General features: G+C 37.3%; 24 protein-coding genes and 1 tRNA gene. 4 read left to right on the top strand and 21 right to left on the bottom strand.

Annotated features, from left to right (window positions below):
* The first annotated feature begins 26 nt into the window (after positions 1 to 26).
* Positions 27 to 100, top strand: a tRNA-Pro gene (locus WMO38_RS00875).
* A 61-nt stretch (positions 101 to 161) separates the two neighbouring features.
* Here WMO38_RS00875 and WMO38_RS00870 read toward each other — a convergent pair.
* From WMO38_RS00870 to WMO38_RS00770, 21 genes are all read right to left on the bottom strand, one after another.
* Positions 162 to 1,208 carry a S66 family peptidase gene (locus tag WMO38_RS00870; protein ID WP_021867019.1) on the bottom strand — a complete coding sequence of 349 codons (1,047 nt, stop codon included), beginning with the start codon at positions 1,206 to 1,208 and terminating at the stop codon, positions 162 to 164.
* Entirely contained in the window at positions 1,208 to 2,125 is a 918-nt protein-coding gene (locus tag WMO38_RS00865) for a SufB/SufD family protein (RefSeq protein WP_021867018.1), read from the bottom strand. Before WMO38_RS00865 ends, WMO38_RS00870 begins: the two co-directional genes overlap by 1 nt.
* 39 nt (positions 2,126 to 2,164) lie before the next feature.
* The gene (locus WMO38_RS00860) at positions 2,165 to 2,890 is read right to left on the bottom strand and encodes an ABC transporter ATP-binding protein (protein WP_021867017.1); all 726 of its coding nucleotides are present in this window, start codon (positions 2,888 to 2,890) and stop codon (positions 2,165 to 2,167) included.
* Positions 2,891 to 2,914: 24 nt separating this feature from the next.
* Complete coding sequence (locus WMO38_RS00855) at positions 2,915 to 3,661, bottom strand: adaptor protein MecA (RefSeq protein WP_349161012.1); 747 nt, start codon at positions 3,659 to 3,661, stop codon at positions 2,915 to 2,917.
* A gap of 84 nt (positions 3,662 to 3,745) precedes the next feature.
* On the bottom strand, positions 3,746 to 4,411 hold the full coding sequence (locus WMO38_RS00850) for a hypothetical protein (protein WP_349161011.1): 666 nt from the start codon (positions 4,409 to 4,411) through the stop codon (positions 3,746 to 3,748).
* Positions 4,383 to 5,876, bottom strand: coding sequence for a PIG-L deacetylase family protein (locus tag WMO38_RS00845; protein ID WP_349161010.1), 1,494 nt, complete (start codon positions 5,874 to 5,876; stop codon positions 4,383 to 4,385). The genes WMO38_RS00850 and WMO38_RS00845 overlap by 29 nt, the downstream gene beginning before the upstream one ends.
* Positions 5,877 to 5,909: 33 nt before the next feature.
* Positions 5,910 to 6,659, bottom strand: coding sequence for a hypothetical protein (locus WMO38_RS00840; RefSeq protein WP_349161009.1), 750 nt, complete (start codon positions 6,657 to 6,659; stop codon positions 5,910 to 5,912).
* 128 nt (positions 6,660 to 6,787) lie between these two features.
* Entirely contained in the window at positions 6,788 to 7,813 is a 1,026-nt protein-coding gene (gene ilvC / locus WMO38_RS00835) for a ketol-acid reductoisomerase (protein ID WP_186836238.1), read from the bottom strand.
* 32 nt (positions 7,814 to 7,845) lie between these two features.
* Positions 7,846 to 8,337, bottom strand: a complete 492-nt coding sequence (gene ilvN / locus WMO38_RS00830; RefSeq protein WP_186836239.1) for an acetolactate synthase small subunit — start codon at positions 8,335 to 8,337, stop codon at positions 7,846 to 7,848.
* Between the two features lie 30 nt (positions 8,338 to 8,367).
* The gene (locus tag WMO38_RS00825; RefSeq protein ID WP_349161008.1) at positions 8,368 to 8,982 is read right to left on the bottom strand and encodes an ATP-binding cassette domain-containing protein; all 615 of its coding nucleotides are present in this window, start codon (positions 8,980 to 8,982) and stop codon (positions 8,368 to 8,370) included.
* Positions 8,982 to 9,743, bottom strand: a complete 762-nt coding sequence (locus tag WMO38_RS00820; protein WP_349161007.1) for an ABC transporter permease — start codon at positions 9,741 to 9,743, stop codon at positions 8,982 to 8,984. Before WMO38_RS00820 ends, WMO38_RS00825 begins: the two co-directional genes overlap by 1 nt.
* On the bottom strand, positions 9,724 to 11,532 hold the full coding sequence (locus WMO38_RS00815) for a GGDEF domain-containing protein (RefSeq protein ID WP_349161006.1): 1,809 nt from the start codon (positions 11,530 to 11,532) through the stop codon (positions 9,724 to 9,726). Before WMO38_RS00815 ends, WMO38_RS00820 begins: the two co-directional genes overlap by 20 nt.
* A 36-nt stretch (positions 11,533 to 11,568) precedes the next feature.
* Positions 11,569 to 12,456, bottom strand: a complete 888-nt coding sequence (locus WMO38_RS00810) for a hemolysin family protein (protein ID WP_021867007.1) — start codon at positions 12,454 to 12,456, stop codon at positions 11,569 to 11,571.
* Between the two features lie 70 nt (positions 12,457 to 12,526).
* Complete coding sequence (locus WMO38_RS00805; RefSeq protein WP_021867006.1) at positions 12,527 to 12,880, bottom strand: type II toxin-antitoxin system PemK/MazF family toxin; 354 nt, start codon at positions 12,878 to 12,880, stop codon at positions 12,527 to 12,529.
* Between the two features lie 100 nt (positions 12,881 to 12,980).
* On the bottom strand, positions 12,981 to 14,162 hold the full coding sequence (gene alr / locus WMO38_RS00800; protein WP_349161005.1) for an alanine racemase: 1,182 nt from the start codon (positions 14,160 to 14,162) through the stop codon (positions 12,981 to 12,983).
* A gap of 29 nt (positions 14,163 to 14,191) precedes the next feature.
* On the bottom strand, positions 14,192 to 15,757 hold the full coding sequence (locus WMO38_RS00795; RefSeq protein WP_349161004.1) for an NAD(P)H-hydrate dehydratase: 1,566 nt from the start codon (positions 15,755 to 15,757) through the stop codon (positions 14,192 to 14,194).
* Between the two features lie 6 nt (positions 15,758 to 15,763).
* Positions 15,764 to 16,372 carry a hypothetical protein gene (locus WMO38_RS00790; protein WP_349161003.1) on the bottom strand — a complete coding sequence of 203 codons (609 nt, stop codon included), beginning with the start codon at positions 16,370 to 16,372 and terminating at the stop codon, positions 15,764 to 15,766.
* Between the two features lie 6 nt (positions 16,373 to 16,378).
* Entirely contained in the window at positions 16,379 to 17,047 is a 669-nt protein-coding gene (locus tag WMO38_RS00785; RefSeq protein WP_330605485.1) for a redox-sensing transcriptional repressor Rex, read from the bottom strand.
* 60 nt (positions 17,048 to 17,107) lie between these two features.
* On the bottom strand, positions 17,108 to 19,588 hold the full coding sequence (locus WMO38_RS00780) for a homocysteine S-methyltransferase family protein (RefSeq protein WP_349161001.1): 2,481 nt from the start codon (positions 19,586 to 19,588) through the stop codon (positions 17,108 to 17,110).
* Positions 19,581 to 20,264: a 5-methyltetrahydrofolate--homocysteine methyltransferase gene (locus WMO38_RS00775; protein WP_021867000.1), complete on the bottom strand. Its 684-nt coding sequence runs from the start codon at positions 20,262 to 20,264 to the stop codon at positions 19,581 to 19,583. The genes WMO38_RS00780 and WMO38_RS00775 overlap by 8 nt, the downstream gene beginning before the upstream one ends.
* 41 nt (positions 20,265 to 20,305) lie before the next feature.
* The gene (locus WMO38_RS00770) at positions 20,306 to 21,910 is read right to left on the bottom strand and encodes a DEAD/DEAH box helicase (protein WP_021866999.1); all 1,605 of its coding nucleotides are present in this window, start codon (positions 21,908 to 21,910) and stop codon (positions 20,306 to 20,308) included.
* A gap of 238 nt (positions 21,911 to 22,148) precedes the next feature.
* Between WMO38_RS00770 and WMO38_RS00765 the strand changes: the two genes are divergently transcribed.
* From WMO38_RS00765 to WMO38_RS00755, 3 genes are all read left to right on the top strand, one after another.
* Entirely contained in the window at positions 22,149 to 24,107 is a 1,959-nt protein-coding gene (locus tag WMO38_RS00765; protein WP_349160999.1) for an ABC-F family ATP-binding cassette domain-containing protein, read from the top strand.
* A gap of 58 nt (positions 24,108 to 24,165) precedes the next feature.
* Positions 24,166 to 24,441 (top strand): non-specific DNA-binding protein Hbs, encoded by a 276-nt coding sequence (gene hbs, locus WMO38_RS00760; RefSeq protein ID WP_021866997.1) that lies wholly within the window; start codon positions 24,166 to 24,168, stop codon positions 24,439 to 24,441.
* A gap of 153 nt (positions 24,442 to 24,594) precedes the next feature.
* Positions 24,595 to 25,071, top strand: coding sequence for a CYTH domain-containing protein (locus tag WMO38_RS00755; RefSeq protein WP_349160998.1), 477 nt, complete (start codon positions 24,595 to 24,597; stop codon positions 25,069 to 25,071).
* Position 25,072 lies beyond the last annotated feature (1 nt).

Genomic DNA, 25,072 nt, shown 5'->3' with positions numbered 1-25,072 from the left:
ATTGATTATATCCGGAAATATTATTGCGGAATGTGGCTCAGTTTGGTAGAGCGCTTCGTTCGGGACGAAGAGGCCGCGTGTTCGAATCACGTCATTCCGATTGTCTTTTAGAAAATTTATTTTATACATAAAATAGCGGGCAAATTATTGCCCGCCATTTTTTATATCAGTTTCATATCTATACTGTAATTATTTCCCTTTATGCTGACTGTTGCTACACTTCCACAGATAAGCGGCATTGTCGGTGATAAATGTCCCAAATCTGCATCCATGATGACAGGAACATTATATTTTCCTATAATTCCAAGAACAGCCTCATACTGGTCCAGCCCCATCATTTCCTGTCCGAATACAAGCGGACGTCCTATCACAAAGCCCTTTAAATACTTAAACCATCCCGCATTTTCCATCTGCCACATAGCTCGTCTTATGGCAAATACATTCAAATCGCAGCTTTCAAGAAACCATATGAAACCATCTTCTTTATATCGCTCATTAAAATCAGCAACTTTATCATACTTTGTTCCTAAAATATTAACAAGACAATCCATACATCCGCCAATTAAACGTCCTGAAAAAGTAATATCAGTATCCTCACAAGCTATCCTTTTACTTCCAATGAATGCAGGAGTTATTCTTTTTTCTGTGACATTCATTGTCGCACAAGGATTTTCTTCTGATTTTAATGATTCCTTTTCCCATTTGTCATACCCGGTAAAACGCAGTTTCTTTCCCGTGATAAGACGGAATGTATCATCAATTGCTTTATGCCACGGTTTCATGCCAAATGCACCTGCACACACACCATAAATAGATGCTGTATCGTTAAGTATTGTCTGTAAAAAAGTAAAATTGGTATTATCAGAATATCCAAGGTACCACTTCGGAGGTGAATTCTTTATTTTATCAAAATCAACATACTCAAGAGTCTCACACATCAGCTCACCACCACCGCATGATATAAGAATATCACTACTGCTGTTTATATACATATATGTGAGTTCCTCTCCGCACTTCTGTGGCGTACTGCTTATTCCTATTCCGGAAGATTCATAACAATTAGGACCGGTTACAAGAATATATCCCCGCCTTGCAAACTCTTTTTTTGCACTGTCAAATGCACTTCTGTAGGGTTCAGTGGCACATCCGAAAGATGGAGCCACAAAACCTATTACACCATCTTTTTTTAAAAATTCTGCATATCTCATTACTTCATAAACCCATTAATAATCTGCTCTTCTGCCTCATGTTCCGTAAGTCCGAGTGTCATAAGCTTGATAAGCTGCTCTCCAGCTATCTTGCCGATTGCCGCCTCATGGATAAGACTTGCATCAAGGTCATTTGCCTCAAGCGAAGGCACCGCATTGACATGTCCGTTATCCATAAGAATTGCATCACATTCAGTATGTCCGTAACACTTGTTGTTACCGCATATTTTTGAATTAAATACCTGCTTTGATGAATCTTTTGCAACTGAACGTGATATTACATTGGCACTTGAATCTACACCATCAAGATTAACTACAAAGTTAGTCTCGGCAGTCTGGTTTCCGTGTGTCATAATCTTTTCTTTTATAACTAAAGATGCACCGTCCTTCAAATCAGCCTGTGTATCTCTTATTGTTGAATCAACACCTTTTATCTGCGTTGTCTCCATCTCCATATATCCGCCTTCATCAATATGGACTATAGTTGTGGGATTAAGAATCTTTTCACCGGTTCCGTCACCTTCACCATAATGTTTTTCGATATATTTTACTTTTGCATTTTTACCGATAAAAAATGTATGAATTCCATCATGTTCTGATGTATCAGTTCCACAGTTATGAATTCCACATCCTGCAACTATCACAACATCTGCACCTTCACCGATATAAAAATCATTATATACGCAGTCATTCAGTCCACTCTCACTTAATATAACCGGAATGTGAACGCTCTCATTTTTTGTGCCCGGCTTGATAATTATGTCTATTCCCGGTTTATCCTGCTTTGTAACAATATCTATATTGGCTGTTGTATTTCTGCCTGCAAGTGCTCCGTTAGAACGTATATTATAAGCTCCTTCCGGCACTTCATGCAGATCCGCTATCTTTTCAAGCATGCTTTTTTGTATTGCATCCATAATCTAAATAATCTCCATTCAAATATATTAACTGTATTATTAAGCTAGTTTATCAAGAAGTGTTGAACAGGCTTCTGATGATTCAATAAGCTTTGGCATTACCTCATCTTTTGTTCCGACAGCAGTCACTTCTCCACCTGATAAAACAATAATTTTATCAGCTATATTAAGAATTCTTTCCTGATGTGAAATAATAATTATTGAGCCTTTAATCTTTTCATGAAGCGACTCAAAAACTCTTATAAGATTATTAAAACTCCACAAATCTATTCCTGCTTCCGGTTCATCAAACAAAGAAAGTTTTGTTCCCCTTGCAATAATCATTGCAATCTCAATTCGTTTAAGTTCTCCTCCTGAAAGTGAAGCATTAACTTCCCTGTTAATATAATCCTTTGCACAAAGACCAACTTCTGAAAGATATGAACACGCTTCCGCAATTGTTATCTTTTTACCGCTTGCAAGTGTAATTAAATCTTTTACTGTCAATCCTTTAAATCTTACAGGCTGCTGGAATGCGAAACTTACGCCTTTATTTGCTCTGTCTGTTATCGATAAATCTGTAATATCTTCTCCATCAAGGATAATTTTTCCTGATGTAGGCTTTTCAATTCCGGCTATAATCTTTGCAAGTGTAGACTTGCCTCCACCATTAGGTCCTGTTATTGCAACAAAACGCTCATCAATTTTCAAATTAATATTTTTCAAAATTTCTTTTTCTTTTGAATCCTGTCTCACATTAAAACATATATCTTTTAATTCAAGCATCTTTTCCTCCATACTGTTTATCAATTATCCGGCATTACAATATTTTTTAGTAATATTAATAGCATTATCAGCTATTATCTTATGATAATGTTCTTTTATATATCCTATCTTTTCCACATTTGCCGGTACAAATTCACCATATTCAAGCATATCATTAACAAGCTGTGAAAACTTTACAGTTGAGCATCTTCCTCTTTCAAGAACAATATAAACATCAGTATTATCCTTATAAAGTGTGTTACGGACACCCCATGTTCTTCTGCTCTGTGAACAGAATCTTTCAAATTCAGCCCATTCTGAAAATCTGCATATTGCAAGTTCACTGTCAACAAATCCTCCTTCACAGTCAATCGCAAAAAATTCATCACCGTCTTTGACGGCAACACTTTCAAATTCGGCTTCTTTGACTTTCTTTTTACGCCTGTCATCTGAATTCTTTATAATATTATTTTCTTTCGGACTCATTGAAGAAAGTGCTTTTGCCGCTCTCTTTCCTGCTTGTCTTAACATGTCCGAAATATCATCACCGCCGGATGACACTGTAAGAAGCAAAGAATTATTAGGCTGCGGTGCAAGCTGTAATGAAATCATCTCACCTGAAGGTGCTATACCAATCTCTTTTCTTGCCTCTTCCATAACAACATCAAGAAGTCCATGTATCTTTTCTGTATCATTTCTAAAAAAGTCATCTAATGATATATTATTTTCCTCTAAATCTTCTTCAAAAAGAAGGCACTGAAACTTTTTATCATCAATCTTTTTAAATTCCATATGTATCCTCGCCAATAATCTATTAAACTATTAATATTTACATTTTTACTGTCACACAGCATTATATTTATATAATAATACATTCTACAATTTTTTACGACACATTTCAACTGTTTTTACATCAGAAAGGTTTTCCAGAATATCTATAAGACCTCTGTTATCATATCTTGCCACTATCACCCACACAGCTTTTCCTTGTGATGTATCTTTTTCACTTCCCTCATAATATTTGTAGGAAAGTCCTCTTATATGTTCACTCTGCGTTACTTTTACCCTGTCTGTTGACAAAAACAGTGCATCACACTGCCCCTGTTTTAATCTTTCTATCTGTTTTACTGTATCATCATCATTATACTTGCATACTATACCATCAAATATGCTTTCAAGCTGCCTTACAGCCTGCATTGAATCACACAATGCCACAGCATGCCCAAACTTTTTTTCAAATTTTCTTGTTATAAGTACATTTCCAGGATTTCCTGCTTTCAGAACCGCTGCAATGCTGATATTTTCAGATATATCCGGATATTTCAGCCTGATATCATTCAACCTGTCCAGTTCAACAACTACAATATCTGCATCACGAATAACAACTGCATTAAGCAGTGCATATGTACTGTTGTATCCACGGATTTCACTGACCTGGTGAATCATAACAGGAAGCCCGGAACATTTTTTCTTTATCCTTTTTATTGCTATATTTGCACGTGATTTATACAGATTATCTTGTATTACCCCTATGACTGCCATTTTTCCCCCTGTTTTTTCTTCTCTTTTTGCGGCGCATCTTTTCCATATAATTATGATAAACCACTCCGGCAGCTGCAAGCACAACAATCAGAACAGCAATAATAATAACCGGAACTATATTTCTCTTTTTAGCAGCTTTCTGTTCTCTTATCTCCTCTTTTTCGGCTGTCTTTAAAGATTCTTCCTGTTTTGAGGATTCTTCTGCAGCTTTTGACTCTTCTTCAATCCGCTTTTTTTCTTCATACGTCGTTACATTTTCAAGCATGTCATTGCCTGTATCTGTACCGACTGTAGACCTGTAAAGTCCAAAATCAGCACAGCTGTATTCATATTCATCCGATACGTAGAACCAGCACCACTGCTGTGATACATGCTGTAAATACGCATCTTTGGCAACGTCTATTGCTGTTCTTGATTTCATATTTGAAAGCGGCTGTCTTAAATCCATCCTGATTTTATTTTCGCCATAAAGATGTATATAAGTTTTTGGAACATCCCACGCACCATACTTATCAGCAGATTCCTGTTTAAATGAAGCCGTGCCGCTGTTATCGGCAGCCTCACATACAGCCTTTGCAAGAAGCATATGTCCTCCATGTCCATATTCTCCATTGATATCCTGTGTAACAACAACAAGCGGCTTGAACCTTCTTATCTGTTCTGTAACATAACCAAGTACATCATCATAAGAATAAACACTCATTGCACCATTAAGATCTGTAGCGTATATATCATCAAATTTCCCATTAACAGGATAATGCTTTACACCGCTCTCCCAGAGACCGTCAAGTTTTTCATGTTCCCTTACAGTCGCACCATTCCAGTAATTTGTCATATATGCAACCTGCACATTCAGCCCCTGCTGGCCTGCATATGTTGCAAGAACTCCACCAAGGAAAAGAATCTCATCATCTGCATGTGTCGAAAATACAAGTATATCAGCGTCTGTACATGGTTTTTCCCATACCTGCACATTATCAGGAAGTTTACCTTTTCCATATGCAAATATATCGCACACAGAAGCTGCACTTTCAAAAGTTATTGTACATTCTGTAACTGTCTCTCCAAAATCAATATACTTATGAAGCATATTTTCCTTCGTGATTTTCTGCTCTTTTCCGTTATATGACACGCTATAGCTGCTTTCCAGCGAAGCCCATTTAAGATATACACCCTGCATAGGTTCATCAGCTGAAACTGTAAGTGTATCTCCTGCCGCAAATGACACTTTAGATGTATACGCATCGTCCAAGAGATTTGCCACGCTCTTTCCAGATGATGCCAAAAGATTTAATGTAAGCTGTTTTGCCTGTGCTTCCTGCTGTTCCTGTGCTGATGCTGTTGTCTGTGTACTTACACTGTCTGCTTTTGCAACAAGTGATGGTGATACTGCCTGTATTGCAAATGAAAAAATCATTACAGACGACATTACTGCCACTGCCTTTTTTAAATATTTACTTAACATGTAAATTTTCACCTATATATTCCTCTCCTAATTTTATTGTGCTGTATTTTTTATTGTAACTGTATAACTCACATTTCCTTTGTAATTCCCGGAAGCATCAAAATCATCATCCGAATTGTATACAAAAGCTGTCAGTTTTATTGTGTCGCCAACTTTATCAATATCCTGTCCTGCTGTAAATTTTATTGAAGTCATACGTGTTTTATCAGTCACTTCTGACTGTAAAAGATGGCTGTACCACTCACCCTGGACCTGATTTATATCATCATACAGATAATTTTCAAGATAATTTCTATATACAAAAACATCATCAGGATTTTTAATTGTAGTATTTATTTCCTCTCCTGATTTCAGTTTAAAACTCACAATATAACCTATTTTAGAATTCTCATATCCTTCATATTTTGTCCAGTAACTTTCCCATAATTTTTTAAAGTTCATGCCATTAGATGAAAATGTCTTTTCATCGCATCCAAATGCGTCAAAACTTATAATATCTTTTCCTTTAACCCACGCAGATGAATATGTATCAGCAAGTTCATGTATACCTGTATCCTTGTGGTCTATATACAGTGCAATTTTATTTACACCTTTAATCTGCTCTTTTGTTGTCTCTTGCTGTACTGCCTGTGTACCTGATGATTTGCTCTCATACTCAGTCTGTGCCTGATTTGATGTCACATTTTCATCCGAACTGTTTTTTTGTGAGCATGCAGCAAATGTTAATGAAGAAACTGCCATTATAGCAAAAAGTATTTTTTTTGATTTAGAAAAATTATACATTATAAATCTGTCTCCTTGGCAAATACTAATAATATGCATCATACAGGCTTTAAATTATTCCACCTGTTGCGTAAAAAACACCCCGCCGAAAGCGGCGGGGTATATAAATATCCGGAAATCCGAACAAATTAGTTGTTGATTAACTTGTCTGATTCGTCGTTCCAGCTGTAAAGCTTTCTGATTTCTTCGCCAACCTTCTCTGATGGATGCTCAGAAGCAAGTTTTCTCATAGCCTTAAAGTGAACCTGTCCGCCAGCTTCGCTCATATCGAGTAAGAACTCTTTTGCAAATGTACCATCCTGGATATCTTTAAGAATCTGCTTCATAGCCTTCTTTGTATCATCTGTGATAATCTTAGGACCTGTTATGTAATCACCATACTCAGCTGTATTAGAGATTGAATATCTCATTCCTGCGAAACCTGACTGATAGATAAGATCTACGATAAGTTTCATCTCATGGATACATTCAAAGTATGCATTTCTTGGATCATAACCAGCTTCGCAAAGTGTTTCAAAACCAGCCTGCATTAATGCACAAACACCACCGCAAAGAACAGCCTGCTCACCGAAAAGGTCTGTCTCTGTCTCTGTTCTGAATGTTGTCTCAAGAAGACCAGCTCTTGCACCGCCGATACCAAGACCATATGCAAGTGCCATCTCAAGTGCCTTACCTGTCTCATCCTGCTCAACAGCTACAAGACAAGGTGTACCTTTACCTGCCTGATACTCAGAACGTACTGTATGACCAGGTGCCTTAGGAGCGATCATAGTAACGTCAACGCCCTTAGGTGCCTTGATTAAACCAAAATGTATGTTGAAACCATGAGCAAACATAAGCATATTGCCTGGTACAAGGTTTGGCTCGATATCTTCCTTATATAACTTAGCCTGCTTCTCATCATTAATGAGAATCATGATAATATCAGCTCTCTTTGCTGCTTCTGCTGCAGTAAATACTTCAAAGCCCTGCTCTTCTGCTCTCTTCCATGACTTTGAGCCTTCATAAAGACCAATAATTACATGGCAACCTGAATCCTTAAGATTTAATGCATGTGCATGTCCCTGACTGCCATAACCGATAATGGCGATTGTCTTACCATCCAATAATGATAAATTACAATCCTGCTGATAAAAAATCCTAGCTTCTGCCATCTTACTTTACCTCCAAAAGTATTAATTAATATTTATTTTAAACTTGCAGTTCCTCTTGCAAGTCCTGTAATACCAGTTCTTGCGAGTTCTGTAATTTTAAAACCGTTGAGTAATTCAATAAAAGCATTAAGTTTGCTCTGTGCTCCCGTAAGCTCTATAATAACAGATTCTGTTGAAACATCAACAATATTTGCTCTGAATATATCACTTATAGCTATAATTTCCTGTCTTCTTGTCGTATCACATTCAACCTTAACAAGAACAAGTTCCCTGCATACAGATGCCTCTGCCGGAAGTTCTACAACTTCTTTGACATCTATAAGCTTTGAAAGCTGCTTCTCAATCTGTTCAAGAACATCATCATCACCTGTAACTGTAACTGTCATTCTTGACACCTTAGGGTCTGTTGTTTCACCAACAGTAAGACTATCTATATTATAACCTCTTCTGCTGAAAAGTCCTGCAACACGGCTTAAAACACCGGCTGAATTTTCAACTAGAATAGAAAAAACTGCATGTCTCATATGTACCTCCCGTATAACAAAAGAACTTCACTATATTGTATCAACTGCCTTGTCCGTTGTCAACAAATAAATACCACCATCAAGTAATCCCGAATCGCTTTTCTCATGCGTAACAACTATACATATTCTGCCGTCACGATGCTTTTTTATATACTCTGCTGCAAGAATCTTTGTCTCCTCATCCATGCCGGAAAACGGCTCATCCAGAATAACCGTATCCGATTTTTTCATCATTGCCCTGACAAGACACACACGCCTTTTCATGCCGCCGCTGTAAGTTCCGGTACTTTTATCTGAATGATAGTCCTTTAGGACCTCTGCAAGATTTTCATTTATAATTTTACGCATCGTTTTCTTATCATGTCCGCCAAAATCATTTTTATCAAGAACAAGCATAATATTGTCTGCCGCACTTATATCATTTATAAGCCTGTCTTCCTGAAAATCAAATGACACAACCCCTGCACCGCTAACTGTACCTCTGTCAGCATTTTCAAGTCCTGCTATAATCCTTACAAGTGTTGTCTTGCCGGCTCCCGATTCCCCCATAATACATGTTATGCTGTCATCCGGAAACTCTGCCATAATATTATCAAGTACAGTCTTTTCATCATAACTTTTACATATATTTTCAAGTTTTATCATTACAGTTTCCTCATCTTTAAGACTGTCAAATCCACAAGTTTCATAAATATTTTCTCAAAAATAAAACTTATAAATACAACTGCTATACTCCAGGCAAATAAATCTGCTGTCATCAGATATAATTTTGAATAATACAGCTGTTCTCCTATTGAATGTGTCACAAGCCCGATTACTTCAGCCGAAATCCCTGCTTTCCAGCACATTCCAAGTGCCGATTTCAGAGAGGTCTGAATATACGGCAGCACATACACAGCATATATACATCTTATTTTTTTCCACCACGGAACATTAAACACCTGTGCCATCTCGAGTATTTTGCTGTCCACATTGCCAACGCCCGTTATAACGCTGTTATAAATCATCGGAAATACAACAATAAATGAAATATATGACGCAACATTTTTCGAGCCGAACCATATAATCAGCACAATAATAAATGATGCTATCGGAAGCGACTGCATTATTACTATTGCCGGTCTTAAAAATTCCCTGAGCCATCCGCAAAAAGATGCAAGAAAACCTATAATGCATGCTGTCACAAATGCAATTATAAAACCGGCAAAGATATGTACAAAGCTTCCGCCTGCTGCTATGTAAAAATCTTTTTCACCCAGCTTTGTGCATAATGCCTTAAACACATTGACAGGGCCTGCCAAAATAAGTTCAAGCCCTGTCAATGATGCTGCTGCCTGCCATATAAGCAGCCATACAACTATAATAATTATTTTATTGATGTTCTGTTTAAAGATTTTTTTCATCATTAATTTCATCCAGTTTTGCAATAGTCTTTATAAGTATATATATTGACATAATATCGTCATGGCTCCATTTTCTCTTATGGTCACCAAATGTATCAAAGCAGATCAGCCATTTATATACACCATCTGCATCTTTTACACCTATCTGAAGCGATGAACATATCTTTTCTTCAATCAGCATCTTATATATATCATAAAAATCCATTGCAAGCGATGTTATATTATTGATAACATTAATTCCATTCTCATTAAATAAAGAAAGATATTTATCATTTCCCATAAGTGCGGCATATTGCGGGTGATTTCCATATTTGCCATACTTCTTGACACATGCCATGTCATCACCGGCATATACACATATACCCTGAATGTGCATCTTATCCATCAATTCGGTAAATACACTATCTATTGCATTTCTGCCATCTTTCACTATCCTTGCAATCATATCGGCAGTCATATTACCCTTCTCGTAAGGCTTCATAAAGTCACCACCGATTATATGTCCATTCTTGATTCCTTCTGCAATTGCTTTTCCATGAAGCTTTTCATCATAAATTATATATCTGTTCTTGCCTTTTTCTTTTGCAATATAAAGGCATCCATCTGCAATACGGAATAATTCTTCATATACCGTGCCATCCTGCGGATACTTTGCAACACCAATCGATGCTCCGAATTCATATCCCGGCTGTTTTTCAGCCAAAGAAAAACTCAGTCCTTTTCTTATCGCTTTAAGATAAATTCTTACATCATCTTCACTATGACAGTCAGTAAACAGACATATAAACTCATCGCCGCCAATTCTTCCTATAATTCCTTTATCACCAATATTCTTTCGCAATTCAGCGGCAAATCCGGCAATAACTTCATCACCGAAATAATGTCCATATGTATCATTAACATTTTTAAAATCATCTATATCCATTACAGCAAGATAAAGAGTTCTTCTGTCATTAAGAGTGTCAGCCTCGGCAAGTGCATCAATAACCGCTTCCGTTACAGCCTTTTTATTAAGAAGTCCTGTAGCAGAATCTTTGTTTACATCATTATCATAAAGTACGGGCTGTGCATCAATTCTTCCGCCAATTTCGTCGATGAGACCGACAACGAGCATGTTAATTGAGCCTTCTCTCATTGTCTCGCCCCTGAAATTGAGCAAATCTGTTCTTGTGCCACGCGACATAAAAGAAGACTGGAATGTCGATGAAAAACTGTCGATGCCATTTTCTATATCATCACACATTCTGTTGAAACGCTCTATATTCTCGCCTTCAACAAAGCCCATCCTAATTACTCTCTTCTGCCACTCACTAAGCATATCTTTTTCAAGTATCTCCGAATGTCCATTAACATAAAAGTATATAGTTATAATTTTAGTCTTAAAATCGTATTCAAAAAATCTTTGCTTCATCTGATTCATAAATACGCGGTATTTACGGACATTGTTATAATACAGTTCAAATTTATCATTCTGTGTTATTACATCTTTAATCTGAAGCTCAATTCTCCCCGGCTCATCAGCTTCAAAACGTCTTTTCATCAAAACCCATCTGAATACTTCTTTTGCTGTATGAATTCTAAGCAGTACAAAATTATTCTTATCAGAAAAAATACATTCTTCAAATATATTCAAATCATCAGGATAAATGAGCTTATTCATAAGAAACATTGTATTCTCGCCAATCATCCTGTAAAAACTTTCATCGCCGCTTATAATCTGATAATCTTTTGTAATTGTACAATTTGCTTCCAGAACCTCACTGTCTTCATGTCTTAAACTTACTGGTATCATAATCCTCACCCCTGATATATACCATAGTATAAAATGTTATGTAACAGGCTGCTGTCTTTCTTCTTCTCTCCTTGCTCCAACTTTTGTCACCATCCTGTCATGCACCTCAAGCACTCTGAATGAATATCCGTCACAAGTACATTCAAACTGTTCATTATCCTGTGGTATCTTCCCCATTTTATAAATAAGGTAACCATTTATAGTATCAATATCTTCACAGTCAAAATGCATGTCAAATGCATCTTCTATATCTTCAAGAAGTGTCTGTCCGTCTATTATATAACTGCCATCAGGCTGGCGGCTTATAAGCACTTCTTCATCATCATATTCATCAAAAATGTTACCGACAATCTCTTCAAGAATATCTTCCATAGTAACAATACCGGCTGTCTGTCCGTATTCATCAACAACAACTGCCATATGTACTTTATCGGACTGCATCTCCTTAAAAAGAACACTTATATTTCTTGTCTCAGGTATATAACTCGCATCAAAAAGAACCTGATGTTTCATATCGACAAGTTTCTTTTTTCTGTTCTTTTCTTCTGAATATATCTTGAGCAGATCTCTTATATGAAGAATTCCTATGATATTATCAATATCACCGTCATACACAGGATATCTTGAATAATTCTCGCCCATTATAAATTCAAAAGCTTCTTCTACTGTAGTATCAGCTTCAATTCCTACAATACTCTTTCTGTGAGTCATGACATCAGATGCATGTTTCTCCCCAAACTCAAAAATATTGCCAATCATCTCAGCTTCATTTTCTTTTAAAACACCCTGTTCATGGCCTTCATTGACCATATCCATAATCTCTTCTTCTGTTACATCATCATCTTTCTTCACTTTACCTGTAATCTTTTTAAAAAGTGAAGAAAATAATCCTTCGTTCCCATCCGCGGGATGGCCTTCGTTCATCTTCTATATCCTTTCTTAAACAAACTAATTTAATCAGTATGCTTTTTTATAGTAACATATAAACATATTATCAGTCAATAGAATCCATCTCAAGACTAACTGATAAAGCATGATTAACCTGCGAAATAATCTCATTATCAAGATGACACACTTTATCTTTTAATCTCTTCTTGTCTATTGTACGCAGCTGCTCAAGTAAAATGACCGAATCTTTTACTATATCAAATCTTTTTGAATCAATTTCAACATGTGTCGGCAGCTTAGCTTTATTCATTTTTGATGTTATCGCAGCACATATTACAGTAGGACTGTGTTTATTGCCTGTATCATTCTGTATTATAAGTACAGGTCTTACTCCACCCTGTTCTGAACCGACAACCGGTCTTAAATCTGCATAAAATATATCACCACGTTTAATTACCAAATCTATCACACTCCCCCAAAGCTATTTATTAATCTGATAATCGTAGTATTTCCAGCTTACGGGTGTGTATTCAATTTTTTATTAATATATATTGCCTGTTTCAGATTTCAAGATTCCATTTTTCATGGAAATAATCATGGCTTCCTATGTATCTGCCGTTATAATAATAATTTCTCGGAATTCTTTTATTAAGATCACATACGAATTCATAGTTAAATGTTCCTGCTAGAGCAGAGATTTCTTCTACAGTTATCTCCTCATTTCCATCTTTTCCGATAAGTGTGACAACATCATTTCTTTGTATATCCGGAATTGATGTCGCATCAACCATCATCTGGTCCATACACACACGTCCGACAATAGGAACTTTGTGTCCACGGATAATCACATATCCTTTTGACGAAAGATTTCTCGGATAACCGTCTCCATATCCGACAGAGACAGTTGCAAGCTTTGTCTCATGCTGTGTTGTAAATGTTCCGCCATAACTTACACGTTCGCCTGCCGGTACTGTCTTTACCATAGTAACATGACTTTTCAGTTCAAGTGCCGGTTTAAGCTGAACTTTATCTTTATTAACTTCGTCAGAAGGATACATTCCGTACATTGCTATTCCAAGACGCACCATATCTTTATATGTATCAGGCATATCTATAACTGCCGCACTGTTTGCACAGTGTTTTATTTCAAATGTAATCCCATCATCTTCAAGTTTTTTTATAAAACCATTAAACTTCTCATACTGTCTGTTTGCTGATGTTTTATCAGTCTCATCCGAAGCTGCAAAATGAGTAAAAATACCTCTTACATTAAGATTAGGAAGCTGCTTGATTTTCTTTACAAGCATAACACCGCTCTCATCAGGTTCCATTCCTATTCTTCTCATTCCTGTATCTACTTTAATATGGCATATTGCTGTCTTTCCTGTCTTTTTTGCCGCCTCGCTTAATTCCTCGGCTGTCTCATAATCAAAAACTGTAGCTGCAACTTCATTTTCAACCAGAGTTTCATATTCATCTGTATTTACAAAGCCAAGTATTAATATAGGTTTATCTATTCCATTTTCTCTTAAATTAACTGCTTCATCAAGAGTTGCAACAGCATACCCGAAGACTTTTGAATACACTGCTTTTGCAACTGCAACGTCTCCATGCCCGTATCCGTCTGCCTTGACTACTGCAAGTGACTTTGTGCCGGCAGGCGTAAGTGCCATAAGTGCCTCTACATTGGATTCTATGTTTCCGAGTTCAACATCTGCATATACTCTGTAATACTTTCCCATTTTAACTCTGTTCCCCGATTCCTTATTTTTTAATTATAATCTGTATTATTTTGTGTAAAAACTGTGCTTAACGACTCTGCAATATCCCATGCTTTCATTGAAAATGTGCCTTGATTTTTCCGGCACATATCACCGGCACAGCCATGTATATATACAGCCAGTGCTGCTGCAAAACACTCATCATCAAATCCTGCACACATCATGCCGGCAATAACTCCCGTAAGCACATCTCCGGAACCGCCTGTTGCCATTCCGCAATTTCCGGAAGTATTGATATATATGTCATCATGGTCACAAACCACTGTTGCTGCATCTTTTAATACGCATATAACACCATGTTCTTTTGAATAACATGATGCCGTCTCCACAGGATTTCCCTTTATCTGTCCTATGCTTTTTCCTGTAAGCCGTGACATTTCTCCAACATGCGGTGTCATAATCACTTTGCCTTTGTATCTGCTTATATATTCATAATATTCTTCATTTTCTGAGATGATATTCAAAGCATCCGCATCAAGTATTAATGTTGCATCCGAACCTGATTGTAAAATGCATTTTACAATCTCTTCTGACTGTCCTGAAACCGATAAGCCCGGGCCTGCAATAATGCAGTCAGCCCATGTACACCATTTTGTAAGTTCATCACAATTGCTGTTTTTATCATTATATGTGTCACATATTGATTCCGGCACAAGTGTAAGAAGTGCATTTTTATTATTTTCATGTGTAAAAACCCTCACAAGCCCGCAGCCGCTTCTGTATGCAGACTGTGCTGACATAAACGCCGCACCGCCCATACTCCTGCTTCCCGCCGCTATAAGCACTTTTCCGCTCGTTCCTTTATTACCGTCTGCTTCTCTTTCGGGAATCGTCAGAATATCCTTTTTTTCAATCATTCTTGCCGGATTATTTTCTAATATTTTTTGCACATTGTCCTGACTGACTGCAAAACCTATATCAGAAACTATTACTTTTCCTGCATATTTCCTACCGGGATACAAAACCATCCCTGTCTTGTCAAATCCAAATGTAACTGTATAATCTGCTTTTACTTTCTTATTGCTTACCTGAACTATTCCCGCACTAAGCCCCGACGGAATATCAACCGCCACCTTAACTGCACTGACACGGTTAATCTCATCTATAATCTGTGCATAAACACCCGTGACATCTCTTGAAAGTCCAATTCCAAACATTGCATCTATAATAAAATCATATTCATCCAGTGGTAGTATGTTATCTTGTACTGCACATTCAAATGGAATTTCAAGATTTTTTATAATATTTTTCTGCAGCTCATACTCATCTGTTCCCGGCTCTTTTCTGCCAGCTTCATACACCAATGTTTTATAACCATGAAGATAAAGCTGACGTATGGCAGCAAGCCCGTCAGCTCCATTGTTTCCTTTTGTACAGACAACGCAGATGCTTATATCTTTTTTTCCGCTGTCTTTTTTATTGTATGCAAGTTTTTCCACAAATGATGATACAGACAATGCTGCACGCTCCATAAGAACTACAGATGGAATCCCTGTCGTTTTTATTGAATATTCATCTATTTTTTTCATTGCAGCAGAATCAAGTAAATACTTCATATACAGTTACTCCTGACCTTTTGAATTAATATCATCAAGGACTCCCATGATCTCCGGTCCAAAGATATTATGCATTCCCGAATAAAGCTGTTCGTTCATACTCTCCTTATCATGCTTTATAAGAAGATTCTTTTTGAGCTTGATTCTTGTAGCTTCAATCCATTTATCCAGCACTTCAAGATCTGCTTTGTTTTCATTAATCTTCGCATAGCACATCTTTACCGTTTCAACCAGAAGTTTTCTATTAGCTTCTGCCAGCTGTCTTGGAATCTCTTTTTCTTCATCTTCAAGTGATTCAATCTTGTCTTTTGCTTCATGTATAAGACGCTGGTTTTTATTCATACGTTTCTTACGACGAAAATCATTGCCGTCTTCTTCCATATTTTCAACGACATCCTGAATAACCTGTTCTTTTATCTTTTTTACTTCTTTTAAATCATTGGTTACCTGTCCCTGTTTTTTTAGCAGGTCATTAACCTTTTTTTCCCAATACTTTATCTCGTCAGTTTTGCTGACCTCCGGGACAAGCAGATACCATCTCTTATCTAGTGTAAGAATAGGAATATGATTAAATGATGCTGTGTCTTTTATTAAATCATATGTAATATCTGCCATGATAAATCACCCCTCCTGTATATTACGAGTTTTACCATTTTTATTTGCTATATTATATGAAAGTCTCATAAGGCTCTCTGATAAATGTACATTTTCAACTACAACATCTTCAGGCATATTAAGGTCTGTATGTGCAAAATTCCATATTGCCTTTATTCCGTCTTCAGCCACTTCTTTTGCAACTTCTCTTGCTGCCTGTCTTGGAATTGTAAGTGCAACTATCTCGATATTATTTTCTTTTATAAACCCTTTTAGTTCATCCATCATCATAATATCTAGACTGCCTATCTTTTTGCCTTTAAGCTCATGATTATTATCAAAAACACCTTTTATTATAAATCCTCTCTTTGCAAAATCACCCGAATTAACAAGTGCTGCACCGAGATTACCTGCACCGATAATAATCATATTATGAGTACGGTCAATACCAAGAATTTTAGCTATCTCATCATAAAGATACTTTACATTATATCCGTATCCCTGCTGGCCAAACCCTCCAAAATTGTTCAGATCCTGTCTTATCTGCGATGCGGTAACCTTCATCCTTGCACTGAGTTCTTTTGATGAGATTCTTTGAACACCGCTTTCAATCAATTCACCAAGATATCTATAGTATCTTGGAAGTCTCCTGATTACCGCAGATGATATTTTTTTTGTCTCTTCCATATTGCTCATCCGTACCTTCCTGTTTTTTCGTATTTTTTATTATAAACCAATGTTAAAACAATGTCAAAGTCAGCCTAATACTCTCTTGGCAATATCAACTGATTCCTTCGCATCTTTCGCATAGAAATCCGCATGAATTTCTTTTGCATATTCCGGTGTAAGGACAGCACCGCCTACCATAACTTTACAATCAAGATTATTTTCATGCAAAAGTTCGATTGTCTCTTTCATTGATACAAGTGTTGTTGTCATAAGTGCTGAAAGTCCTACAAGTTTTACATCATTTTCTTTTACCGCATCAACTACAGCCTGATAAGGAACATCTTTTCCCAGATCTATAACATCATATCCATAATTTTCAAGAAGAACTTTTACAATATTTTTTCCTATATCATGCACATCGCCTTTTACTGTCGCAATTACAATTTTTCCTTTACTCACCGGTGCCGCATCACTTTTTATCATAAATTTTCTTATAACTTCAAATGCCGCCTGTGCAACTGATGCGGACATTATCAGCTGCGGAAGGAAAAGTGTGCCTTTTTCAAATTCCTCACCGATTTTATCAAGTGCCGGTATTAAAACTTCATTGACAACTTCCATTGAGTCTGTATTTTCCAGAAGCTTAGCTGTACAGTCAGCACCTTCATTTTTAAGTCCGTTAAGAACTGCATTGTAAAGTGCAAGCTTATCACCTTCAAGTCCTGTATCATTATCAGAAGCTGATTGCTGTATGCCCTTTGCACCATCCGGCCCTGATTTTGTGTCCGTTCCTGCTGATTTATTTTCAGAAATGACAATCTTTGGTACTATCTGTTTTCCTGCATAATGCTTTATAAAATCAACTGAATTCTTATCAAATCCTGCAAGAAGCTTGTAAGCTCTTACAGCACCTGTCATCTCTTCAATATTAGGATTGATAATAGGAAGGTCAAGTCCATTTTCAAGTGCCATTGTAAGAAAAATGTGATTTACAAGCACACGGTTAGGAAGCCCGAAGGAAATGTTGGATACGCCGAGAACTGTCTTCAATCCAAGTTCTGTCTTGACACGGTGAAGTGCTTTAAGCGTCTCAACTACCCCGTCCTGCTCTGCAGATGCAGTAAGTGTAAGACAGTCAATGTATACATTTTCTTTCGGAATGCCTATTGCAAGTGCCGCATCTAGAATTTTCTTTGCAATTGCAAATCTGTCTTCCGCCTTTTTAGGAATACCATTTTTATCAAGAGTAAGTCCAACAACAGAAGCTCCGTATTTTTTTACAAGTGGAAGAACATTTTTAAGAGACTCTTCCTCACCGTTTACTGAATTGACTATCGGCTTACCGTTGTATACACGAAGTGCTGCCTCAAGCACTTCAGGAATTGTAGAATCAAGCTGAAGCGGAACATCCACTACTGACTGCAGTGACTTGACAGCTGTTATCATCATCTCACGCTCATCTATTCCCGGAAGTCCGACATTGACATCAAGAATATCAGCTCCTGCCTGAACCTGTTCAAGTGCCTGATTAAGTATGTAATCTATATCGCCTTTACGCAAAGCTTCCTGAAATATTTTCTTGCCTGTAGGATTAATTCTCTCACCGATTATTCTCGGCTGGTCTATCGGAACTACCTTTGTTGCAGAACATACTGCTGCCGGAATTACTTTTTGTGGCAGCTCATTTACAATTGCATTGCCATTTTCTTTAAGCATATCTGAAAGTTCTTTAATAAATTCCGGATTTGTACCGCAGCATCCGCCGAATACCCTGATTCCGTACTTTCTTAAATCTTTCATAAATTCAGCAAAATCTTTTGGTCCCACATTATATTCATTCGTCTGTGGGTCAGGAAGTCCTGCATTAGGCTTAACTACAACAGGAAGGTTGGTCCATTTTGTAACTTCTTCTATAACAGGTTCTAACTCTTTTGGGCCGAGTGAACAATTGACACCAATGGCATCAACACCAAGTCCTTCAAGAGTAAGTGCCATTGACGGAACCATACATCCTGTAAATGTTCTTTTATTCATCTCAAATGTCATTGTACACATTATAGGAAGGTCAGAATTTTCTTTTGCGGCAAGTACAGCAGCCTTTACATCAAGCAGGTCTGTCATTGTCTCAAATACAACAAGGTCAGCCCCCGCATTGCTTCCGGCTTTCACCACCTCTGCATACATCTCATATGCCTCTTCAAAGCTTAAAGTGCCTGTAGGCTCTAAAAGCTGGCCTATCGGACCTACATCAAGTGCTACCAGTGCCTCAGGTTTGACATTATCTCTGGCTGTAATCGCATTTTTAATTCCTGCAGTGACAAGTTCATCCACGCTGTGTCCGCATTCTTCCAGTTTGTAAGCGTTGCCGCCAAATGTATTGGCATATATTACATCTGAACCGGCATTAAGATACTGCTCATGAATAGAAACAAGAAGTTCCGGATGTGTAATATTAAGCATCTCAGGTGTTTCACCCATTTTCATGCCTGCTGCCTGAAGCATTGTTCCCATTGCTCCATCAAGAATAACATAATCTCTTTTTAATAATTCTCTAAAATCTCTAGCCATTACAACGTCCACCTTTCTGTCTGAACTGACACTTCTTATTCATACTGCATGTCTGACATCCTCTTGCCCTCTGAGGAATTGGATTTTTCGACAGTCCTATAACTGCCGTAACTGATTTTGTCGGTGTGAGCATATCTGTCGAACTGACATTAAGCCCAATCTGTTTTGGAGCATTTAATACATGAAGGAACTGTCCCTGAAGACTTATCGGCAGATCTCCGTATCCAAGTCCAAACCTGAATGTCTGGTAATATCCGGGATTTTCCTCTTTTATGATAAGTTCAGCCCGGTCACATGCCTGTTCAACTGCAACGCTGCACAGACTGTCTATCGCAACAGCCTCAGCCATGTCACGTATCTGTGCTATTCTTATAAGTCTGTCTGCATCAGCAGATATCGTAACCGCCATAAGCACAGCCTTATCGCATCCATCAAGATGTTTTTTTATAGAATTTCCTGTAAGAAACAGATTCGTATCTTTAACAAGAATTCCTTTTTCTTCTCTTGAAATATCGCATACTTTGTATACAAATCTGGGTTTTACACAGCTAAGCACTTCTTTCTCACATTTTGTTATAAGCTTATCAAGCTGCTCATCAATATCCTCACCTCTGTGTCCCATATATCTTAATGCTTCATTTTTATCGAGTTGTCCAAGAACTATATCAGCATGCATGTATCATTAACTCCCGCCTTTCATAGCATCTGCTATGAATTTTATCTTTTTTTCTTCTTTTTACGTCCTGTTCCCTTTGCTTTTTCCATGCTGATTTTTCTGCCCTTTATGGTAACATTTTCCATTGCAAGCAGAACTGCATCTGCATACTTTGAAGGTACTTCAACAAATGTATAATTATCAAGCATATCGATAGAGCCGACAAGCTTACCGGGAATTCCTGACTCACCTGTTATTGCACCAAGAATATTAGCCGGCTTAATCTTATCTTTTTTACCCACATTGATAAAAAGTCTTACCATGCCTCTCCTGTCAGCATCAAGGTCATAATGAACCTGTTCAAGTTCCTCTCTGTCCTCAAGTGAATCACCTACTACCATTTTAAGAAGTGCAGCAGCCACATCAAGGCATGTATAATCTTCCATATTAAGCCTGTCCTCAACAGCCTCAACCATATCTGAAAGCCCTCCGGCTTCAATAGTCTCCTTTATATTTGAAAATATTGCTTCAAGCTTTGTATTTTTCACATCATCCATTGATGGAATAGGTTTTGCCTTGATTTTTGTCTTGCAGTAACGCTCAATATCCTTCAGCTTATATGCTTCTTTTCCGGAAACAAATGATAAAGCAACACCCTCTCTTCCGGCACGTCCGGTTCTTCCTATTCTGTGCACATAATATTCTTCATCCTGAGGCAGGTCATAATTAAATACAACATCAACATCATCAACGTCAATTCCTCTTGCCGCAACATCTGTAGCAATAAGTATTTCTGTCTTTCCGCTTCTGAAATCAGCCATTACCCTGTCTCTCTGGGCCTGCTTCATATCTCCGTGAATTCCGTCTGCAAAATATCCTCTGCCTTTAAGCTCAGATATAAGCTCGTCAACCTGTCTTTTTGTATTACAGAATACAACTGAAAGTCTCGGATTATATATATCTATCAGCCTGCATAAAAGCTCATTCTTGTTCTTTGGTCTTACTTCATAATAATACTGTTCAATATTCTTTACTGTAAGTTCTTTTCTTACAACCTTGATAATTTCAGCATCCTTCTGGAAATTCTTTGCAATATCCATAATAGCCTTAGGCATTGTCGCTGAGAACATTATTGTCTGTCTGTCTTCAGGTGTATCTGTAAGGATAGTCTCCATATCCTCCCTGAAGCCCATATCGAGCATTTCATCTGCCTCATCAAGAACTACCATTGAAACATTATCAAATTTAACTGTCTTTCTTCTCATATGGTCCATAACACGTCCCGGCGTACCTACAAGAATCTGCACTCCAGCTTTTAATGACTTAATCTGTCTTACAATCTCCTGTCCGCCATATACCGGAAGCACTTTTATGTCGCTCATATATTTTGCAAGTTTTCTGATTTCTTCTGCAACCTGGACTGCAAGTTCTCTTGTCGGGCAGAGTATTACTGCCTGAAGTTTCTTTAAATCAGGATCTATTTTTTCGAGAACAGGAATAGAATATGCTGCCGTCTTTCCTGTACCTGTCTGTGCCTGTCCGACCACATCTCGGTCGTCCATAATAACCGGAATAGCTGAAGCCTGAATAGGAGATGCCTCTTCAAACCCCATATCTTCAACAGCTCTTAATATTCTCTCATCTAAATTTAATTCTTCAAATTTCATTAATTCTCCATTCCTGCTCTGTAAAAAGCAATCTTTATAATCGATTTATTTTACACAATTATGCTGATAAAGTCAAAATGTTTATTATTACATACAATTCAGACACTCAATATATCAATCGCCTTCCTATGCATATTGCAAATAAAGCATTTCCCATTTATAATAAAATATTAGTGTGGCAGACAAGTCTTTTACCTGTCACCATGTATAAGCAAATTTTCAAAGGACGGATATAAAAATGATTTTATCATGTAACCATATAAGCAAATCGTTTGGCACTGACCAGATTATAAATGACTGCTCATTTCACCTTGAAGAACGTGAAAAAGCTGCCATAATCGGAATCAATGGTGCCGGAAAATCTACTCTTTTAAAAATCATTGTCGGTGAACTTCCCGCTGATTCAGGAAATGTTACTGTCTCCAAAGGAAAAACTCTCGGTTATCTTTCACAGCACCAGAACCTCTCAACTGACAAGACTATATATGATGAACTTCTGTCTGTTAAACAGGATTTAATTGATATGGAAAATACTATCCGCAGTCTCGAAATACAGATGAAAGATGTTACAGGCGATGAGCTTGACAACCTGCTTTCACAGTATACAAGACTTAATCATGAATTTGAGATGAATAACGGATATGCATATAAAAGTGAAGTTACCGGTGTCCTTAAAGGTCTTGGATTTGGCGATGAGGATTTTTCTCTTCATGTAAACACACTCTCAGGCGGTCAGAAAACGCGTGTTGCACTTGCAAAACTGCTCATATCAAAGCCTGACATCATCATGCTTGATGAACCTACCAACCATCTTGATATGGATTCTATTGCATGGCTTGAAAATTATCTTCTCACATATAATGGAAGCGTCTTAATAGTTGCACATGACAGGTATTTTCTTGATAAAATTGTCACAAAGATTATCGAGATTGACAACACTGCCGTCACGGTATTTTCCGGCAATTATACAGACTATGCTGCCAAAAAAGCTGTTCTTCGCAACATGAAATTAAAAGAATACCTAAACCAACAGCGTGATATCAAACACCAGCAGGAAGTAATCACAAAACTGAAACAGTTCAACCGTGAAAAATCAATCAAACGTGCCGAAAGCCGTGAAAAAATGCTTGACAAAATGGAACTTGTCGATAAGCCAACAGAATTAAACGACAAAATGCATATACGCCTTGATCCTAAAGTAGTAAGCGGCAATGACGTATTAACTGTCAAAGACCTTTCAAAAAGTTTTGGCGATAACTTTTTATTTTCAGGTCTTGACTTTGAAATAAAAAGAGGCGAACGCGTTGCCCTCATCGGCAATAACGGAACAGGCAAAACAACAATACTTAAAATAATTAACGGTTTAATTCCTGCTGATTATGGTGAAATCACTCTCGGTTCAAAAGTTACAATCGGATATTACGACCAGGAACATCACGTTCTCGACCCTGATAAGACTCTGTTTGAGGAAATTCAGGATGCTTATCCTGACCTTAACAACACACAGATAAGAAACACTCTCGCCGCATTTTTATTTACCGGTGACGAAGTATTTAAGTATATCAGGGATTTGAGCGGTGGCGAACGTGGACGTGTATCACTTGCAAAACTTATGCTTTCAAACGCCAACTTTCTGATTCTTGATGAGCCAACTAACCATCTTGATATAGTTTCAAAGGAAATTCTTGAAAATGCACTCAATAATTACACCGGAACTGTTTTTTATGTCTCACATGACAGATATTTTATCAACACAACAGCCACAAGAATTATTGAACTTACAGGGCATACAATTGTAAATTATATCGGCAATTACGATTATTATATCGAAAAAAAGGATATACTTACACCAAAAGCACTTACTGATGCTACAGCTGCCATTAATGACAGCATGGTGCCATCAGCCTGTCAGACACCGTCATCAGCACAGGGGTCTTCAAAGGCAGAATGGCAGCAGTCAAAAGAAGAAGCTGCAAGACTTAAAAAACTTAAAAATGAGCTGAAACGCACGGAAGACAAAATCAGCCAGACTGAAGAACGCATCAGTGCAATTGATGAAGAATATAACAATCCTGATATTGCAAGTGACACAGCAAAACTTGTCGAACTTCACAATGAACGCACTTCTCTCTCTGAAATGCTTGATGAATTGTACGAAAAATGGGAAGAGCTATCCGAAGAACTTATTGACAAATAAGTCCTTATGGAGTATAAAGAAGTATAATATATTTTTATCTAAGGAGGATGTTCCTATAATGAACAAAACAGAATTAGTATCTGCTATCGCAGAAAAATCTGAATTATCAAAGAAGGATGCTGAAAAGGCATTAAACGCTTTTATTGAGGCCGTGACAGATGAATTAAAGAATGGCTCAAAAGTACAGCTCGTAGGTTTTGGTACATTTGAGACTTCTGACAGAGCAGCAAGAACAGGCAAGAATCCACAGACAGGTGCTGAGATTAAGATTGCTGCATGCAAAGCTCCTAAGTTTAAGGCTGGTAAGGCTTTAAAGGATTCTGTAAACGCTTAATCATATAGTATAATCTATAATAAGCAAGATTTAAGACCATGATGTGTTTGCATTTTCTAATATGCTCTCCCAGCATGGTCTTTTATTTTTGCAACATACAGGCAAAGTCCACCACTTTGCCATTTACTAAATATAAAATGGAGAATATCTGCAATGGAAATCGAAAAAAAATATCTTGTATCGGAACTTCCTGACAATCTGCCACAATACAAATGCCGCAAAATCGAGCAGGGTTATCTTTCAACCTCTCCAGTTGTACGTGTCAGAATGGACAACGACGAATATTATCTTACATACAAGGGAAAAGGTTTACTCGCAAGAGAAGAATATAATCTTCCACTCACAAAAGAATCATATGAACATCTTATTCAAAAGGCTGATGGCAATATAATAACAAAAAAACGCTATGAAATTCCTGATAACAGCGGACATACTATTGAGCTTGATATATTTGAAGGTGTTTTTAGCGGAACAATCCTTGCCGAAGTTGAATTTGATTCTGTTGAAGAAGCCGAACGCTACAATCCACCGGCATGGTTTAAAGAAGACGTAACAATGAACAAAATGTATCATAACAGTAATATGAGCATGCTTGATGTAAGCCATATTAACACTGGAAACGGAGAGTAAA

This window comes from Lachnospira hominis (ex Hitch et al. 2025), from assembly GCF_040096395.1.
Classification (GTDB): Bacteria; Bacillota; Clostridia; order Lachnospirales; family Lachnospiraceae; genus Lachnospira; species Lachnospira hominis.
This window is presented reverse-complemented; position numbering and strand designations above follow the sequence as displayed.

Coding starts and splice junctions, on each gene's coding strand:
- WMO38_RS00870 (WP_021867019.1), bottom strand. CDS start 1,208: ATGAGATATGCAGAATTTTTAAAAAAAGATGGTGTAATAGGTTTTGTG.
- WMO38_RS00865 (WP_021867018.1), bottom strand. CDS start 2,125: ATGGATGCAATACAAAAAAGCATGCTTGAAAAGATAGCGGATCTGCAT.
- WMO38_RS00860 (WP_021867017.1), bottom strand. CDS start 2,890: ATGCTTGAATTAAAAGATATATGTTTTAATGTGAGACAGGATTCAAAA.
- WMO38_RS00855 (WP_349161012.1), bottom strand. CDS start 3,661: ATGGAATTTAAAAAGATTGATGATAAAAAGTTTCAGTGCCTTCTTTTT.
- WMO38_RS00850 (WP_349161011.1), bottom strand. CDS start 4,411: ATGGCAGTCATAGGGGTAATACAAGATAATCTGTATAAATCACGTGCA.
- WMO38_RS00845 (WP_349161010.1), bottom strand. CDS start 5,876: ATGTTAAGTAAATATTTAAAAAAGGCAGTGGCAGTAATGTCGTCTGTA.
- WMO38_RS00840 (WP_349161009.1), bottom strand. CDS start 6,659: ATGTATAATTTTTCTAAATCAAAAAAAATACTTTTTGCTATAATGGCA.
- ilvC (WP_186836238.1), bottom strand. CDS start 7,813: ATGGCAGAAGCTAGGATTTTTTATCAGCAGGATTGTAATTTATCATTA.
- ilvN (WP_186836239.1), bottom strand. CDS start 8,337: ATGAGACATGCAGTTTTTTCTATTCTAGTTGAAAATTCAGCCGGTGTT.
- WMO38_RS00825 (WP_349161008.1), bottom strand. CDS start 8,982: ATGATAAAACTTGAAAATATATGTAAAAGTTATGATGAAAAGACTGTA.
- WMO38_RS00820 (WP_349161007.1), bottom strand. CDS start 9,743: ATGATGAAAAAAATCTTTAAACAGAACATCAATAAAATAATTATTATA.
- WMO38_RS00815 (WP_349161006.1), bottom strand. CDS start 11,532: ATGATACCAGTAAGTTTAAGACATGAAGACAGTGAGGTTCTGGAAGCA.
- WMO38_RS00810 (WP_021867007.1), bottom strand. CDS start 12,456: ATGAACGAAGGCCATCCCGCGGATGGGAACGAAGGATTATTTTCTTCA.
- alr (WP_349161005.1), bottom strand. CDS start 14,162: ATGGGAAAGTATTACAGAGTATATGCAGATGTTGAACTCGGAAACATA.
- WMO38_RS00795 (WP_349161004.1), bottom strand. CDS start 15,757: ATGAAGTATTTACTTGATTCTGCTGCAATGAAAAAAATAGATGAATAT.
- WMO38_RS00790 (WP_349161003.1), bottom strand. CDS start 16,372: ATGGCAGATATTACATATGATTTAATAAAAGACACAGCATCATTTAAT.
- WMO38_RS00785 (WP_330605485.1), bottom strand. CDS start 17,047: ATGAGCAATATGGAAGAGACAAAAAAAATATCATCTGCGGTAATCAGG.
- WMO38_RS00780 (WP_349161001.1), bottom strand. CDS start 19,588: ATGGCTAGAGATTTTAGAGAATTATTAAAAAGAGATTATGTTATTCTT.
- WMO38_RS00775 (WP_021867000.1), bottom strand. CDS start 20,264: ATGCATGCTGATATAGTTCTTGGACAACTCGATAAAAATGAAGCATTA.
- WMO38_RS00770 (WP_021866999.1), bottom strand. CDS start 21,910: ATGAAATTTGAAGAATTAAATTTAGATGAGAGAATATTAAGAGCTGTT.
- WMO38_RS00765 (WP_349160999.1), top strand. CDS start 22,149: ATGATTTTATCATGTAACCATATAAGCAAATCGTTTGGCACTGACCAG.
- hbs (WP_021866997.1), top strand. CDS start 24,166: ATGAACAAAACAGAATTAGTATCTGCTATCGCAGAAAAATCTGAATTA.
- WMO38_RS00755 (WP_349160998.1), top strand. CDS start 24,595: ATGGAAATCGAAAAAAAATATCTTGTATCGGAACTTCCTGACAATCTG.